The organism is Neobacillus sp. B4I6, assembly GCF_050434045.1.
Taxonomy (GTDB): Bacteria; Bacillota; Bacilli; order Bacillales; family Cytobacillaceae; genus Neobacillus.
In genome coordinates, this window is sequence record NZ_JBNPWB010000002.1 from 5,120,581 (window position 1) to 5,135,267 (window position 14,687).

General features: G+C 40.2%; 15 protein-coding genes. All 15 read right to left on the reverse strand.

The features are described from left to right. Positions 1-151: 151 nt before the first annotated feature. The 15 genes from lysS to QF028_RS27610 all read right to left on the reverse strand — a co-directional run bounded on the left by lysS (position 152) and on the right by QF028_RS27610 (position 14,619). Positions 152-1,636 carry a lysine--tRNA ligase gene (gene lysS / locus QF028_RS27540; protein ID WP_429470566.1) on the reverse strand — a complete coding sequence of 495 codons (1,485 nt, stop codon included), beginning with the start codon at positions 1,634-1,636 and terminating at the stop codon, positions 152-154. 190 nt (positions 1,637-1,826) lie between these two features. After that, a complete protein-coding gene (gene dusB / locus QF028_RS27545; protein WP_429470568.1) occupies positions 1,827-2,828 on the reverse strand; it encodes a tRNA dihydrouridine synthase DusB in 1,002 nt (333 codons plus the stop codon). A 27-nt stretch (positions 2,829-2,855) separates the two neighbouring features. After that, positions 2,856-3,062, reverse strand: a complete 207-nt coding sequence (locus tag QF028_RS27550; protein ID WP_429470570.1) for a helix-turn-helix domain-containing protein — start codon at positions 3,060-3,062, stop codon at positions 2,856-2,858. Beyond that, on the reverse strand, positions 3,014-3,541 hold the full coding sequence (folK, locus tag QF028_RS27555) for a 2-amino-4-hydroxy-6-hydroxymethyldihydropteridine diphosphokinase (protein WP_429470572.1): 528 nt from the start codon (positions 3,539-3,541) through the stop codon (positions 3,014-3,016). Before folK ends, QF028_RS27550 begins: the two co-directional genes overlap by 49 nt. Before the next feature lie 2 nt (positions 3,542-3,543). After that, complete coding sequence (gene folB / locus QF028_RS27560) at positions 3,544-3,903, reverse strand: dihydroneopterin aldolase (RefSeq protein ID WP_214717294.1); 360 nt, start codon at positions 3,901-3,903, stop codon at positions 3,544-3,546. Then, complete coding sequence (gene folP, locus QF028_RS27565) at positions 3,896-4,738, reverse strand: dihydropteroate synthase (protein WP_410889053.1); 843 nt, start codon at positions 4,736-4,738, stop codon at positions 3,896-3,898. Before folP ends, folB begins: the two co-directional genes overlap by 8 nt. Positions 4,739-4,883: 145 nt before the next feature. After that, the gene (gene cysK / locus QF028_RS27570) at positions 4,884-5,813 is read right to left on the reverse strand and encodes a cysteine synthase A (protein WP_215000024.1); all 930 of its coding nucleotides are present in this window, start codon (positions 5,811-5,813) and stop codon (positions 4,884-4,886) included. Positions 5,814-5,961: 148 nt separating this feature from the next. Continuing rightward, the gene (locus QF028_RS27575) at positions 5,962-6,855 is read right to left on the reverse strand and encodes a peptidyl-prolyl cis-trans isomerase (protein ID WP_429470575.1); all 894 of its coding nucleotides are present in this window, start codon (positions 6,853-6,855) and stop codon (positions 5,962-5,964) included. 33 nt (positions 6,856-6,888) lie between these two features. After that, positions 6,889-7,767: an Hsp33 family molecular chaperone HslO gene (gene hslO / locus QF028_RS27580; protein WP_429470577.1), complete on the reverse strand. Its 879-nt coding sequence runs from the start codon at positions 7,765-7,767 to the stop codon at positions 6,889-6,891. 14 nt (positions 7,768-7,781) lie between these two features. Then, positions 7,782-8,567 (reverse strand): type III pantothenate kinase, encoded by a 786-nt coding sequence (locus QF028_RS27585; RefSeq protein WP_410889047.1) that lies wholly within the window; start codon positions 8,565-8,567, stop codon positions 7,782-7,784. 110 nt (positions 8,568-8,677) lie between these two features. After that, positions 8,678-10,618, reverse strand: a complete 1,941-nt coding sequence (gene ftsH / locus QF028_RS27590; RefSeq protein ID WP_410889046.1) for an ATP-dependent zinc metalloprotease FtsH — start codon at positions 10,616-10,618, stop codon at positions 8,678-8,680. Positions 10,619-10,743: 125 nt separating this feature from the next. Beyond that, on the reverse strand, positions 10,744-11,289 hold the full coding sequence (gene hpt, locus QF028_RS27595; RefSeq protein ID WP_168241473.1) for a hypoxanthine phosphoribosyltransferase: 546 nt from the start codon (positions 11,287-11,289) through the stop codon (positions 10,744-10,746). 25 nt (positions 11,290-11,314) lie between these two features. Then, complete coding sequence (gene tilS, locus QF028_RS27600; RefSeq protein WP_429470580.1) at positions 11,315-12,700, reverse strand: tRNA lysidine(34) synthetase TilS; 1,386 nt, start codon at positions 12,698-12,700, stop codon at positions 11,315-11,317. A gap of 199 nt (positions 12,701-12,899) precedes the next feature. After that, the gene (locus QF028_RS27605; protein WP_429472568.1) at positions 12,900-13,913 is read right to left on the reverse strand and encodes a serine/threonine protein kinase; all 1,014 of its coding nucleotides are present in this window, start codon (positions 13,911-13,913) and stop codon (positions 12,900-12,902) included. Then, entirely contained in the window at positions 13,882-14,619 is a 738-nt protein-coding gene (locus QF028_RS27610; RefSeq protein WP_429470582.1) for a VWA domain-containing protein, read from the reverse strand. Before QF028_RS27610 ends, QF028_RS27605 begins: the two co-directional genes overlap by 32 nt. Between the last annotated feature and the right edge of the window lie 68 nt (positions 14,620-14,687).

A 14,687-nucleotide genomic window follows, 5' to 3' on the forward strand; every position in this document is an offset into this window, starting at 1 on the left:
CAGCAACAGATATTAATATACCACCATTAAAGACCTAGTGCAATAGTATTTATTATTTTTTTATATAAAATTACAAAGTAAAAATATTCTAACTCTTCAAGGCTAAAAGCATTAAAAAAAGTGCCAGTGGCACCGGCACTTTCTAAAGATATTACTTATGACGCATTAACGGGAATAACAGTACGTCGCGGATAGATGGTGAATTAGTCAGCAGCATAACTACGCGGTCTATTCCGATTCCTAATCCTCCAGTAGGCGGCATACCATACTCCAGAGCTTCAACGAAGTCATCATCCATCATATGGGCTTCGTCATTCCCTTGTTCGCGTTCTTTTAATTGCGCTTCGAAACGTTCTCTTTGATCAATCGGATCATTAAGCTCTGTAAACGCGTTTGCATGTTCACGCGCTACAATAAATAATTCAAAACGATCTGTAAATCGCGGATCCTCATCATTTTTCTTCGCAAGCGGCGAAATTTCTACTGGATGGCCGTAAATAAACGTAGGCTGGATTAACTTTTCCTCTACTTTTTGCTCAAAGAACTCATTTACAATGTGACCATAAAGCATGTTGTTATTAATTTCGACACCATGTTCTTTAGCAAGTTCACGAGCCTCTTCCACACTCATCTCTTTCCAGAAATCTGCACCCGTGTATTCTTTGATGGCATCAACCATGTGAAGTCTTTTCCATTCCGGTTTAAGGTCTACTTCATAATCCCCATATTGAATTGTAGTGGAACCAACTACTTCTTTAGCAATGTGGGCGATTAAATTCTCAGTAAGACTCATGATATCGCGATAATCTGCGTAGGCTTCGTAAAGTTCAATCATTGTGAATTCTGGGTTATGACGGGTAGAGACCCCTTCATTCCGGAATACACGGCCAATTTCATAAACCTTTTCTAGCCCCCCGACAATTAACCGCTTTAAGTGAAGCTCAATGGCAATCCTCATAAACAACGGCATATCGAGAGCATTATGATGCGTAATGAACGGACGTGCGGACGCACCCCCAGCGATAGAATGCATCATAGGTGTTTCAACTTCTAAATAACCATGGTCATCTAAATAACGACGCATCGATTGAATAATACGGCTTCTCGCAATAAATGTCGCCTTACTTTCTTGGCTCATAATTAAATCCAAATAACGCTGACGGTAGCGCTGTTCTACATCTTTAAGTCCATGGAACTTATCAGGCAGCGGACGCAATGCCTTTGTTAAGAACACAAAGTTTTCTACCTTTACGGATAGCTCGCCCACTTTTGTTTTAAATAATGTTCCAGTTACCCCAATAATATCCCCTAGATCAGCGGTATCAAATAGTTTGTAATTCTCTTCACCAATAGCATCCTGACGAACATATACTTGAATTTGACCCGTTAAATCTTGAACATGCGCAAAACCTGCTTTACCTTTTCCACGCTTCGTCATAATTCGGCCTGCTAAAGAAACAGAAATGTTTTTTGCTTCGATGTCTTCTTTTTCTAGTTCTCCATATTGCTCAATCAATTCATTTGTATTGTGTGAACGGTCAAAACGCTTACCAAATGGATCAAGACCATTTTCGCGCATGGTGTTCATTTTTTCACGTCTGACCCTTAATTGGTCATTTAAATCTTCCTGACTCATAAAATCCACTCCAATAATCATTTATTATGTAAAATGCTTTTATTAATCTATCCATTTTTCTACATACTTTATTATTTTACACAAACTTATAGTTTCAGACATCAAAAAAGATCTTAATAAAATAAAAACTGCCAGTTATTTCACTGGCAGCATCCAATTAGTATAGAAAAAGACACTTTAAGTGACAAATTTACCCTACAATCAACTGACTTTGTTCTTTTTCCTCAACTTCTAACACTAAGTCGTTTAATAATGTCACTAAGTGATCTCTTGTTTCACACTCATTAATGGCATTACGAGCTTTAGCGTTGCCGCGGACCCCTTTTAAATACCAAGCAGTATGCTTGCGCATTTCGCGAACCGCAATATTTTCATTTTTCAGAGCGATTAAGCGGTCAAGATGAAGAATACATACATCAATCTTTTCTCTAACAGTTGGTTGAGGCATTAATATCCCAGATTCTAAATATTGTACGGTACGATAAATCATCCATGGATCTCCTAATGCAGCTCTTCCAATCATGACTCCGTCCACACCAGTTTCCTCGAGCATTCGTTTGGCATCCTGTGGTGTCTGGACGTCCCCATTCCCAATTAACGGAATGTTAAGGTTTTGCTTTACTTCACGGATGATATCCCAGTTAGCTTTTCCTTCATACATTTGAACACGCGTTCGACCATGAAGCGACACAGCCTTTCCTCCTGCGCGTTCGACTGCTTGGGCATTTTTAACAGCAAAAATATGCTGTTCATCCCAGCCCATCCGCATTTTCACTGTAACAGGCTTTTCCACTTCCGCAACTACCGCAGAAACCATCTCGTAGATTTTATTTGGATCAAGAAGCCATTTCGCTCCCGCATCACATTTAGTGATTTTTGGAACAGGGCAGCCCATATTAATATCGATAATATCGGCATTGGTATTCTTATCAACAAATTTGGCTGCTTCGACAAGCGTTTCCCTTTTGCCGCCAAAAATTTGCAAGCTAAGCGGTTTTTCACGCTCATCGATGTAGAGCATATTCATTGTTTTTTCGTTTTTATAAACGATACCTTTATCGCTTACCATCTCTGCACAAACTAAACCAGCACCGAACTCTTTCACCGTTAGACGGAATGCAGAGTTACATACCCCAGCCATTGGAGCTAAAACCACTGGATTCTTCATTTCAATTTCGCCAATTTTCAACATGAAACTACCTCCTATTCTTTGATGAACTTATTCCTTAGGAGTTAAATCATCTATACTTATTTTTAATGAATACGCAATTCTCTCAAGCAGGTCAACTGCAGGCAGGCGATTTCCTCTTTCAATCTCTCCTAAGATTGATACAGATACACCTAGTTCCTTCGAAAAGCCTTCTTGTGTAAAGCCCTTTAGCTTCCGATAGGCACGAATCCGTCTTCCCCATTTTTCCGCTTCCATATTCGGACTCCTTCTTTATCAGGTAATTCTTCTAACGATGATTCAAGCAATTTATTTATCTTTAAAAATGGACTGTCGTGAATGATCTCTAAAAGTGGAATAATTACAAAAGCCCGTTCTAACATCCTCGGATGTGGAACTATGAGCCTCTCGCTTTCAATATTTTCTTGGTTAAAGGTAAGAATGTCAAGGTCTATTGTTCGCGGACCCCACTTTATTTCCCTTTTTCTCCCAAGTTCCAATTCGATTTTTAAGCATAAGTCCAGCATTTCCATTGGACTTAATGCCGTCTGAATCTCAATTATCATATTCAAAAATAAGTCTTGGTCTTCATAGCCAACCGGATCTGTTTCGTAAATAGAGGAGTAATTTACCAAGTGAAGATCAGAATAGCTTGTTAATTTTTTGATTGCACTCGTTAAATTATCATATCGGTTTCCTAGATTCGATCCAAGGGCAATAAATGCTGTGTTTTCCACTTTTATCTTCTCCTTGTAATTTCTACTGCAACAGACCTGTAATGGCCCGAAATCGGCGGATTTGGCTTAATCACGGTTACTGTAACCTCGGATACAAGTGGAAACCCCATCAGGACGTTTGAAGCAATGCTTTCTGCAACAGCTTCGACTAACTTATACGGCTGCCCCTCGATTATTTCCTTACATACTTGGTATAACTCAGCATAATTTACTGAGTGCTCCAGTTCATCTGTTTCGCCTGCTTTTTTTAAATCAAGGGAAACGGATAAATCAACCTCAAATCGCTGTCCCAGCCGAGTCTCTTCCGGGAAAACACCATGGTAGCCGTAAAACTCCATTCGATTGACATAAATTTTATCCAATCAGTTCACCCTTTCCCATTAGGGCATCCATCATTTTTGCCATCCTGCTCATTTCCTTAACATCGTGAACACGTATTATGTGGCAGCCCTTTTGGATTCCATAACAAATCGTTGCTCCTGTACCTTCCATTCTTTCGTGAACTGGAAGATCTAATGCCTGTCCAATCATTGTTTTTCTGGATGTCCCTAATAATACTGGATAGCCCAGTTTAACAAATGTATCTAAATTCTGCATTGTTAGCAGATTTTCTTGGTAATCTCTCGCAAAACCGATACCAGGGTCGAGAATAATATTTTCATCCGTTACACCTGCATTTTTGACAATCGTTATACTTTCATAAAGATCATTAATGACATCTCTCATGAAAACCTTATAGTTTCGGTCATGACGATTATGCATAAGCACGATTGGAACACCGTAGTCTGCAGCAACTTGACCCATTTTTTCATCGGCTTTTGCCCCCCATACATCATTGATTATATGGGCGCCTGCTTCAATCGCCTGCTTTGCCACTTCTGCCTTATACGTATCAATCGAGATTGGTACATCGACATGCTTAGCGATAGCCTCAATTACCGGGATTACCCGTTTGAGTTCTTCCTCGAGGGGAACCGCTGCAAAGCCAGGCCGTGTCGATTCACCGCCGATATCAATGATATCAGCCCCATTTGCGACCATTTCTTTTGCTCGTTCCACAGCCATTTCAACATGATTAAATTTGCCGCCATCTGAAAAGGAATCTGGAGTTGCATTTAAAATGCCCATAATAATGGTTTTTTTACTACTATCCAAGGTATATGGTCCACATTTGATTTGTTCTTGAGTTGCTCTCATACCTAATCCTCCTATACAGGCTTTTTTCACTCTTTTTATCATACATGAAATCTTAATTAGTTTACAAAAAAAAGAAGCATCGGTAAGCCGACGCCTCTCTTTAATTGTCTAATTTCAACGCCCAGCGGCGTTTCCACTTTACTATTTATTCAGCATCATACTGGTAAAGCACTGTACTTAAATAACGTTCACCGTTATCAGGAATAATTGCTAGAACCTTTTTACCTTTTCCAAGTTTCTTCGCAACTTCTAATGCAGCATGGATTGCTGCTCCTGAAGAAATACCACCAAGAATTCCTTCTTCTTTAGCTGCACGTCTTGCTGCAGCAAAAGCATCTTCCGTTCCAACTTGAATCACTTCATCATAAATATCAGTATTTAAGGTTTCTGGAATAAATCCTGCTCCAAGACCTTGGAGCTTATGCGGGCCAGGTGATCCGCCAGAAAGAACAGGTGAATCTGTTGGTTCAATAGCAACGATTTTTATTTCAGGGAATTTTTCACGAAGAACACTTCCTGCTCCAGAGATCGTTCCTCCAGTTCCGATTCCTGAAACAAATGCATCTAATTGATCCATTTGTTCAACGATTTCTTTACCTGTTGTTCTTCTATGAACTTCAGGATTCGCTTGGTTCTTAAATTGCTGCGGTAAGAAATAACCATGTTCCTGTACTAATTCTTCTGCCTTAGCAATAGCACCCTTCATACCAGCTGGACCAGGTGTTAACACAAGTTCCGCACCGTAAGCACGAAGTAGATTCCTTCTTTCCAAACTCATCGTTTCAGGCATAACAAAAACGGCCTTGTAACCTTTTGCAGCAGCAATCATAGCTAGTCCAATTCCAGTATTTCCACTTGTAGGCTCAATAATGGTATCAACACCAGGTTTAATTAAACCTTGTTCTTCTGCTGCTTCAATCATAGCTAAAGCGATACGATCCTTTACACTGCTTCCAGGATTAAAATATTCAAGTTTTAAATAAACCTCTGCACTATTTTCATCTACTAATCTGTTTAATTTAACGATAGGCGTTTGACCGACTAGATCGGCAACTGAATTTGCAACACGAACCATTTAGAGCACCCCTATTCCGAGTAATTTGATTGGATTTATATAATTTAATTTACCAGTTTTATACTTAGTTTGTCAATCGTTTTGTTCGGCTATTTTTACAATATTTCAAATTTTAGAATGAAAAAACACAGTAATAACATCTGTGTTTTTAGTTTCCTTCTTTACCGTAAAACCAATCCACCTGAGCATCTTTCCAAAAAGTAGAAGCAGCAGCTGGGGATTTCATTTGTTCTAGAGCAATTTGGCGCCGAATTTGCTCTTTTACATCTTCAAAGGAATATTTCTTTCCATTTATTTTTCCTTCTAGCTTAATGATCGCATAACCTTGGTCTACCTTGATTGGCATACTGTAGGCGCCTTTCTTTAATTCCTTAGCTATTTGGATATATTGGACCGGGTAGCGTTCATCTTCCTCACTAAGGTATCCTATATCTCCGCCTTCATTAGCAGAAAATTCCTCAATCGAACGTTCCATCGCTAATGTCGAAAAGTCCGAACCTTGTGCTAATTCCTGTAAGACCTGGTCTGCTTCTTCCTCTGTACTCACAACAATATGTGATAAATGAAAGGCAGGCGGCACATGAAAAAGCTCTTTATTTTTTTTATAATAGTTACTTAATTCATCGTTTGAAACCTCGACATCTTTTGTTAAAAGTTCCTCTAAAAGGAGGTTGCTTCGGATTTGTTCCTTCCACTTCTCTTCATTCTTTACGCTCTGTTTACTCAAAGAATTATAGGTGGCTTGCAGCATTCTATATTCACGTTCAACATCTTGATTGGTTATTTTAATTTTATATTTCGCTGCCATTTCCTCTATGACCTTTTGATCGACCATTTCTTTTAAAACATCTTTTCCATATCTAGCTTCTAGTTCATTCAGCCATTCTTGTCTTAGGATTGTTTTTTTTCCGACTGTTGCAACTGCCTCTTCATTCATTACTGCTCCACCTGCCAGATTTGCCTTTGATAAAAAAAAGGCGATTGTTAGGCAATTAACCATGATCAGGGCCGCAATAACCATCCAAAGTTGCTTCCTCCCCAACGTCTCTCCCCCAATCAGAAAAGCGTAAGCACCTTACTTTGCATCCTTTTTCAGTTCTTCTAATTCATCGCTCGAAAAGAGGTACTTTTCATTGCAAAAGTGACAATGAGCCTCAGCCTGTCCATCTTCTTCAATCATGGCATGGATCTCTGCTGCCCCTAAGCCAACAATCGCATTGGCAAAGCGTTCTTTAGAGCAATTACATTCAAAGCCCACTGGCATCGTTTCTAAGACCTTTACTTGCTCTTTTCCAAAAAGCTCTTCGAGGATTTGTTCTGGTGTTAAACCTCGTTCAATTAATTTGGAAATGGGCTCAATGGTTTTTAATCTTTCTTCCAGATTTGAAATGATGCGTTCCGGTGTCCCAGGCATTAATTGAAAAATAAACCCGCCTGCTGCCAAAATGCTATCATCGGGATTTACTAAAACACCGACACCAACCGAAGAAGGAGTTTGCTCAGAGGTCGCAAAGTAATACGTAAAGTCTTCTCCTAATTCACCTGATACCAACGGAACCTGTCCAGAGAAAAAGTCACGCAGACCCACATCCTTGACAACCGCAAGTGTCCCTTCAGTACCGACCGCGCGGCGGACATCAAGCTTGCCATTTTCAGTTGATTCAAAATCAACTTCTGGGTTGGTTACATACCCGCGGACTTCCCCTTTAGCATTGCTATCAACAACAATTGGGCCAATCGGGCCGCCACCGTTGATTTTAATTGTTAATTTATCCTCACCCTTTAGCATAGCCCCCATCATTACCCCTGCGGTCATCGTGCGGCCGAGTGCAGCTGATGCCGTCCGCCAGGTTTGATGGCGCCTTTGCGCCTCACTTACCGTTTCTGTTGTACGAACGGCATAGGCTCTAATATTGCCATCATAGGCAAGTGCTTTTACTAGATAATCCTTCATTTATAAACCCCCTTCTAGCTGTTATTCTTTAGGATATCCACGTTTCTCTTATAGATAAGCTGTAAACCTTTTAAAGTTAAAAATGGATCAACAATATCAATAATGGTTGATTCTTGGGCAATTAAATTAGCTAGTCCGCCTGTCGCAATCACCGTTGGCTTCTTCTCGCTTTGCTCCATCATCCTCTTTACGATGCCCTCTACCTGTCCTACATACCCGTAGACAATACCAGCCTGCATCGCCGCCACGGTATTTTTGCCGATTACCCCTTCAGGGCGGGCTATTTCAATTCTCGGCAATTTTGACGCTCTCGAATAAAGGGCCTCTGTTGAAATACCCACTCCCGGGGCAATCGCACCACCCATATATTGGCGTTCCTCATTCACATAACAATAAGTTGTTGCGGTTCCAAAATCGACAATAATCAAGGGACTGCCATATTCGTGGATAGCGGCAACAGCATTAACAATTCTGTCCGCCCCAACTTCTCTTGGATTTTCATATTTAATATTTAAACCCGTTTTAATCCCTGGTCCAACAACGAACGGCTTCACATGAAAATACTTTTGACACATTCTTTCCAGCGCAAACATAATTGGTGGAACAACAGAGGAAATAATAATGCCATCAATATCTGAAAAAGAGAGGCCAACATGATCAAACAATGCTTTAATGTTCATTCCAAACTCATCTTCCGTACGATTTCTATTTGTTTCTACACGCCAATGATATTTAAGTTCCTCACGATCATAAACACCCAGAACAATATTGGTATTCCCTACATCAAATACGAAAATCACATCTATCACTCACTTTTCAGATTATTCTCTTCTATACTGAAAACATAATAACATAAATATGTTTTTTGATAAAAAAAAAGAGCGCTTCAATGAAGCACTCTTTCGACTATTTATTTATTATCTGTTTCATTAGGAGGGTTAAGCGGCTCAACCTCATCCTTTTTCGTATTGATATTAACCTTCACGTCTTCTACTTTTTTCGGACCGATTTTAACGGCTTCTAAAGCGACATTAGGCGCTGGCATATGACCATGGTCAACTAAATATTTAATTTGTTCAGCAACAAGGGTTTCAACTTCAAGAAGTGTCTTTGCAATGAGATCAAGCTTGTCACGATTTTCAGTGAGAATGACTTTAGCTCGAGCGTAGCATTCCTTGATAATTCTTTGCACTTCCAAGTCAATTTCATAAGCAATCGCATCGGAATAATTTTGCTCATTATGAATGTCACGGCCTAAGAATACCTGACCGCCTGAACCTTGACCAAACTGAAGCGGCCCAAGCTTATCACTCATCCCATATTCAGTTACCATCTTACGAGCAATTCCCGTAGCGCGTTGGAAATCGTTGTGGGCTCCAGTACTTACTTCACCAAAGACAATCTCTTCCGCCACACGCCCACCGAGTAAACCAACAATTTTATCAAGCAACTCAGGCTTCGTCATAAAGTAACGGTCTTCTCTAGGCAGCATGACAGCATATCCGCCTGCCTGCCCACGAGGAACGATGGTAACTTTGTGGACCATGTCGGCTTCATCTAGCACCAAACCAATTACCGTATGGCCGCCCTCATGGAATGCAACGATATTACGTTCTTTTTGGGAAATAACCCTGCTCTTTTTAGCAGGCCCAGCAATTACCCGGTCGGTCGCTTCATCAATATCTTCCATATCGATTTTCTTCTTACTGCTTCGGGCTGCAACTAATGCCGCCTCATTCAATAAGTTTTCTAAGTCAGCACCAGAAAAGCCTGGTGTACGCATCGCAATATTCTTTAAGTTTACAGATTCATCTAACGGTTTATTACGTGCATGTACTTTAAGTACTGCTTCACGTCCGATCACATCCGGACGGTCCACGGTAATTTGTCGGTCGAAACGACCAGGACGTAAAAGGGCTGGATCCAAAATATCGGCACGGTTTGTAGCAGCAATAATGATAATTCCTTCATTTGCCCCAAAACCATCCATCTCAACAAGCAATTGGTTCAAGGTTTGCTCACGTTCATCATGTCCGCCGCCTAGTCCAGCGCCACGTTGACGTCCAACTGCATCAATTTCATCAATAAAAATAATACAAGGTGCATTTTTCTTGGCATTTTCAAATAGATCACGAACACGGGAAGCTCCGACCCCGACAAACATTTCAACGAAATCTGAACCGCTTATCGAGAAAAACGGAACGCCAGCTTCTCCTGCAGTGGCTCTAGCAAGCAATGTTTTACCAGTACCCGGAGGGCCTACTAGAAGCACTCCTTTTGGAATACGGGCACCCAGTTCGGCATATTTCCGCGGATCCTTTAAGAATTCTACCACTTCAACTAATTCTGCTTTTTCTTCATCCGCACCAGCTACATCTCTAAAACGAACCTTTTTCTTATCATCATTATAAAGCTTCGCCTTAGATTTACCAAAGTTCATCACACGGCTGCCGCCGCCTTGGGCTTGGTTTAGTAAGAAGAAAAATAAAATAAAGATAATCACAAACGGAATAATCGATGTAAAGAAAGTCACCCATCCGCTTGTTTCCTTGGCAGGCATTACTTCCACTTTAGAATCAGCTTTATCAATTCGGTCAAGAATCTTTTCGCTGTTTGGAATATAGGTTATGAATTTTTTACTTTTCGCTTCTAACTCACCACGAACTTCATAAACGCCTCGTTCAGGCTGCATTGAAAATGATTTCACTTCGCCATTTTCTAATTGCGTTACAAACTTATCATATGAAATATGATCTGTTTGTTCATTGCTTCCATTAAAGAAACTCACCACACCAATAATGACTAAAAATATCAATAAATAAAAGATGGTATTACGGAAAATCCGATTCATCTCTTACCTCCTCCCACGATAGGCAAACTATACTAAATGGTATCATAGAAAATATTACTAATTCAAGGAATTACCCTCATGCTTAAAGCTTTATATGTTGCTTTAGGAATGAGCTAATAAGTATCTTAAAGATTATTGCTGTATACTTCAGGTTTTAAGACACCGATATATGGAAGGTTTCGATATTTTTCAATATAATCCAAGCCATATCCAACAACAAATTCATCTGGCACAATAAAACCAACATAATCAGCTTTAATTGCACTTTTTCTACCAGTTGGTTTATCGAGCAATGTTACAATCTTGATCGATTTTGCTTTCCGATATTTAAATAGGTCAACCAAATAACTAAGTGTGAGACCGCTATCGATTATATCCTCGATAATTAGAATGTCTCTGCCTTCTACAGATGTATCTAGGTCCTTGAGGATTTTTACTTCTCCGGAAGAAACAAGCCCAGTTCCGTAGCTGGAAACATCCATAAAGTCCATTTCAAGGTAGCAATCCATCCGTTTTAATAAATCAGCCATAAACGGCATTGCACCTTTTAGAACACCTATGGCAAGCGGGAATCGATCCTGATACTCTTCCGTTAACTGTCCCGCTAACTCCCGGATTTTAATTTGAATCTCTTCTTCTGTTACTAAGACCTTTTCAATATCCTGTTTCATTCTAAATGTGCCCCCTAGAAGATCGTTACTTTTGATATTTGAATAGTATATATTGTTTAGCTGAGTAATCTATGCCTTCAAGAGAAGATTTTTTTAAACCTGGAAGCCAGATAATAGAACCTTCTTTGTCGGTGAGTACAGGCCACATATTTCGATCATGAACTGGTACTTTCTGATCAATAAATATGGCTTTTAACTTTTTCGATCCTTGCATTCCCTTAATTGTCATCCGATCACCCATTTTCCTTGAACGAATGATAATCGGCCACTGAATACTGCTTGTATGAAACACGGCAGTGTATGGACTTACCGTTGGAATGCCCCCCTCCATATATTTGCTGCTAATTTCCCCGCCATTTGGCAATAAAATCGTTCCAGGCTCTGTCATTTCAAAATGATATGACTCAACCTCGGTCGGTTGAAATTGGAAGGAAAGGGAATGATAGGAACGGGAAACTTTTAAACCATTGGGCAAATCAAGTTGACCTGATGGGTGAGGATGATTAATTATGAAAAATACTTGATCGATATGTACGGCAGATAATGAAGCTGGTATTTCTTTGTAAAGATAGTTTAATATTAGTTGAATCCCTCGCCTTTGTAAAGGTATAGGCACTTCAAGAAAGCGTTTAATGTCAATGGTAATTTCACTTTCTTCCTTTTTTGTCATAACTGTATTCATTCGTTGGACAGTTAACTCCAGAAGAAAGGTTTCATCACTTTTTAATTCCTCGCTAAACCGTTGAAAATGTTCATGCACATGTGGATTTTCCTTTTTTAAAAAAGGGACAACTTCTTTTCGAAAGCGATTTCTACTATAGATCCCTTTCTCGTTACTCGGATCTATTCGCGGGCTTAGGTTATGATTTAGGCAATATTCCTGAATATCAGCCCTTTCCAATCCTAAAAATGGACGAAAAATGGTTCCCTGTTCAAATGGCCTCGAAAAAGGAATACCCGCTCGAGCCAGTCCCGCACTGCCTCTTGTTAATCTCATTAGCATGGTTTCGATTTGATCATCACCATGATGTGCAAGGGCTAAAAATCGATACTGATACTTTTCCATAATCTTCGAAAAAAACTCATACCTTACATCTCTTGCGGCGATTTGCGAACTTTTTCCTGTGCTTTCCATAATTTCTGGGACATTGACGCGAGTCATCTCAAACGGAAGATTATTCTGTTCACAAAATGCTTTGACGAACAGCGCATCCTCATAGGACTCCTGACCACGAAACATATGGTCTACATGGGCTACAACTAGGGAAAGGTTTTGTTTCTCTTTTTCCGCGAGCAAAAAGTAAAGCAGCGCTAGCGAATCCGGGCCTCCCGAAACACCAATGACAATCTTTTTGGATTCTAATCTGAATCCCTGGTGACTAAGAAAGGCCTTGACCTTAGATTCCAACATATGATTGCACTCTTTCTTAAAACAAAGTTTAAAGCATTAAAACGTTTAGAATAACATTAGTCTACCACTTTTTCGAATAAACTATCAAAGCATTGGCATTACAAAATCCTTAGAAATTTTTCCTATTTATCCTCTTAAAGAACTACGTATTAAATAACCTTTCTTCTTATACGAATGACCTTGAGAATAGTTTCAACAATTACAGCAATTTATTAAATGTGTACCATCCATATAAAAGACCTAACACGATCGCTATTAACCAAAATTCCATCCAGCCACTCTTTTTTTTCTTTTTCCGATAGTGCTGCCTTGTTACAGGCTGGTTCCCTTTTGAATCTGGCCGGGGCGGCTGTTTTTGGGAAGGTTTGGTCGGACCAATGGGCTTTAATAGCGGATCGGGCACTTTTTTATCGACCATAAGATCTAATAAGTCTGCTCTCATTTGTTTAGCGCTGCTATAATGGCCTTGAAGTGCTTTTAGGATGACCTTTTCCCACGCTAGCAGTTCCGGCTTCTGTCGGATCGCATCTCTTAATTGCGATATTCCTCCACTGGTTTTCGTTAATCTTTTGGGATAGGCGGTATTAATCATAATCATTGCCACTGCAAACAGGTCATAGGAAGGCTCAGCTTTCCTAGACCCTAGTCCCCAATAACCGCGGTCATAGAACTCCGTGAATTCCTTAATCGCTCTTCCTTGAATGGTCGTGCCGCCAACATCAATGCATCTTATTTTTGGAGGAGGACCTGTGACGATTAAGTTTTCTGGCTTTAGGTCCCCGAATACCCAGCCATTTTCATGAAGCTTGTCTAAATCATTTAAAAGCTGCAAAAATAAAACACTTGTCCAGGATTTCCCCTTTTGTTGTAAAAAAGTTAAAAAGTCTGGTCCTTGGATATATTCCATCACATAAAAGGAAATGCGTCCGTTATTACTCTGCCAATCATCGACATCAAGCAAAGAAGGTCCAAGGGTTGGGGGTCCCTGGACCTTTGCTAAGGATTTTAAAACATTTACCTCAGAAGTGATTGACATACCATTATCACTCATTTTTAAAGCGACTTGAGTGCTATTATGCTCAGCAAGGTAGACCACCCCGTTTGCTCCAAATCCAAGTTCCTTAATAATTTTATACTTTTTTAAATGCCATTTCCCTGAAATGATTGTCCCTTGGCTTACCTTACATTGACTCTTCAAAGTATGATTCATCATCACGTGAAAGCAGGCTCCTTAGGGATTGTTTTTCTTCGAAAGAGGATAGCGCTGTCCGTAACGCTGGTCCTGTCGGTGTTACTCCTCCAGTGGACAACTGGGAGAATACACTTGTCAGAGTTTGCAGTTTAGGTGTCCAATCCAGCAATTTTTCGACATCTTTCTTTTTCCCGGGAAATACATATACCGAAAATTGATTATCTCCTGTTCGAGCGTTCAAGCTTAGAGAAAGGTCAAGCAGGGCTTCTTTAACTGTCGGGAGTTTGTGTTTCATACTTGCGCTTGTATCGACAAGAATCAACACTTCTAATTCGACAGTTTCCCCTAATTCATCGACAACCTCCATCACTTCCCCCCGTTTTTCAGGCGGGAGGTCTTCCATTGTTTGCGAACGTCCCAAAATTTGTTGCAATTCACGGTTAACCACACCCTGAATGGTTTGGTTCATCGCCTTACGGGTTACCATTTGCACCGTTTGTGAGAGCTGCTGGGCATAGACAATCTGACTGACTCCCCCGCCTGACATCGCGATCCCATCAATTTCGGTCATTCCTTTTTCATCAATGGTATCCTGCTCCATCACACCGATGACATTAACAGTGATTCCTTGTTCTTTCGCTAGTGCAGCCATGGCAATTGGATCGTCCCCTTGATTGGAACATCCATCGGTAATTAGTAAAATTTGGCGAATTTTCCCTGTATACATAACCTTCTCCCTTCACAACATGTATTGGTACCATTTTCGACGGGATCTAAATGATTTATACATATTTT

Excerpts from the sequence above, each read along its gene's own strand:
- lysS (WP_429470566.1), bottom strand. The coding sequence starts at position 1,636 with ATGAGTCAGGAAGATTTAAATGACCAATTAAGGGTCAGACGTGAAAAA.
- dusB (WP_429470568.1), bottom strand. The coding sequence starts at position 2,828 with ATGTTGAAAATTGGCGAAATTGAAATGAAGAATCCAGTGGTTTTAGCT.
- QF028_RS27550 (WP_429470570.1), bottom strand. The coding sequence starts at position 3,062 with ATGGAAGCGGAAAAATGGGGAAGACGGATTCGTGCCTATCGGAAGCTA.
- folP (WP_410889053.1), bottom strand. The coding sequence starts at position 4,738 with ATGAGAGCAACTCAAGAACAAATCAAATGTGGACCATATACCTTGGAT.
- cysK (WP_215000024.1), bottom strand. The coding sequence starts at position 5,813 with ATGGTTCGTGTTGCAAATTCAGTTGCCGATCTAGTCGGTCAAACGCCT.
- hslO (WP_429470577.1), bottom strand. The coding sequence starts at position 7,767 with ATGAAGGATTATCTAGTAAAAGCACTTGCCTATGATGGCAATATTAGA.
- ftsH (WP_410889046.1), bottom strand. The coding sequence starts at position 10,618 with ATGAATCGGATTTTCCGTAATACCATCTTTTATTTATTGATATTTTTA.
- hpt (WP_168241473.1), bottom strand. The coding sequence starts at position 11,289 with ATGAAACAGGATATTGAAAAGGTCTTAGTAACAGAAGAAGAGATTCAA.
- tilS (WP_429470580.1), bottom strand. The coding sequence starts at position 12,700 with ATGTTGGAATCTAAGGTCAAGGCCTTTCTTAGTCACCAGGGATTCAGA.
- QF028_RS27605 (WP_429472568.1), bottom strand. The coding sequence starts at position 13,913 with ATGATGAATCATACTTTGAAGAGTCAATGTAAGGTAAGCCAAGGGACA.
- QF028_RS27610 (WP_429470582.1), bottom strand. The coding sequence starts at position 14,619 with ATGTATACAGGGAAAATTCGCCAAATTTTACTAATTACCGATGGATGT.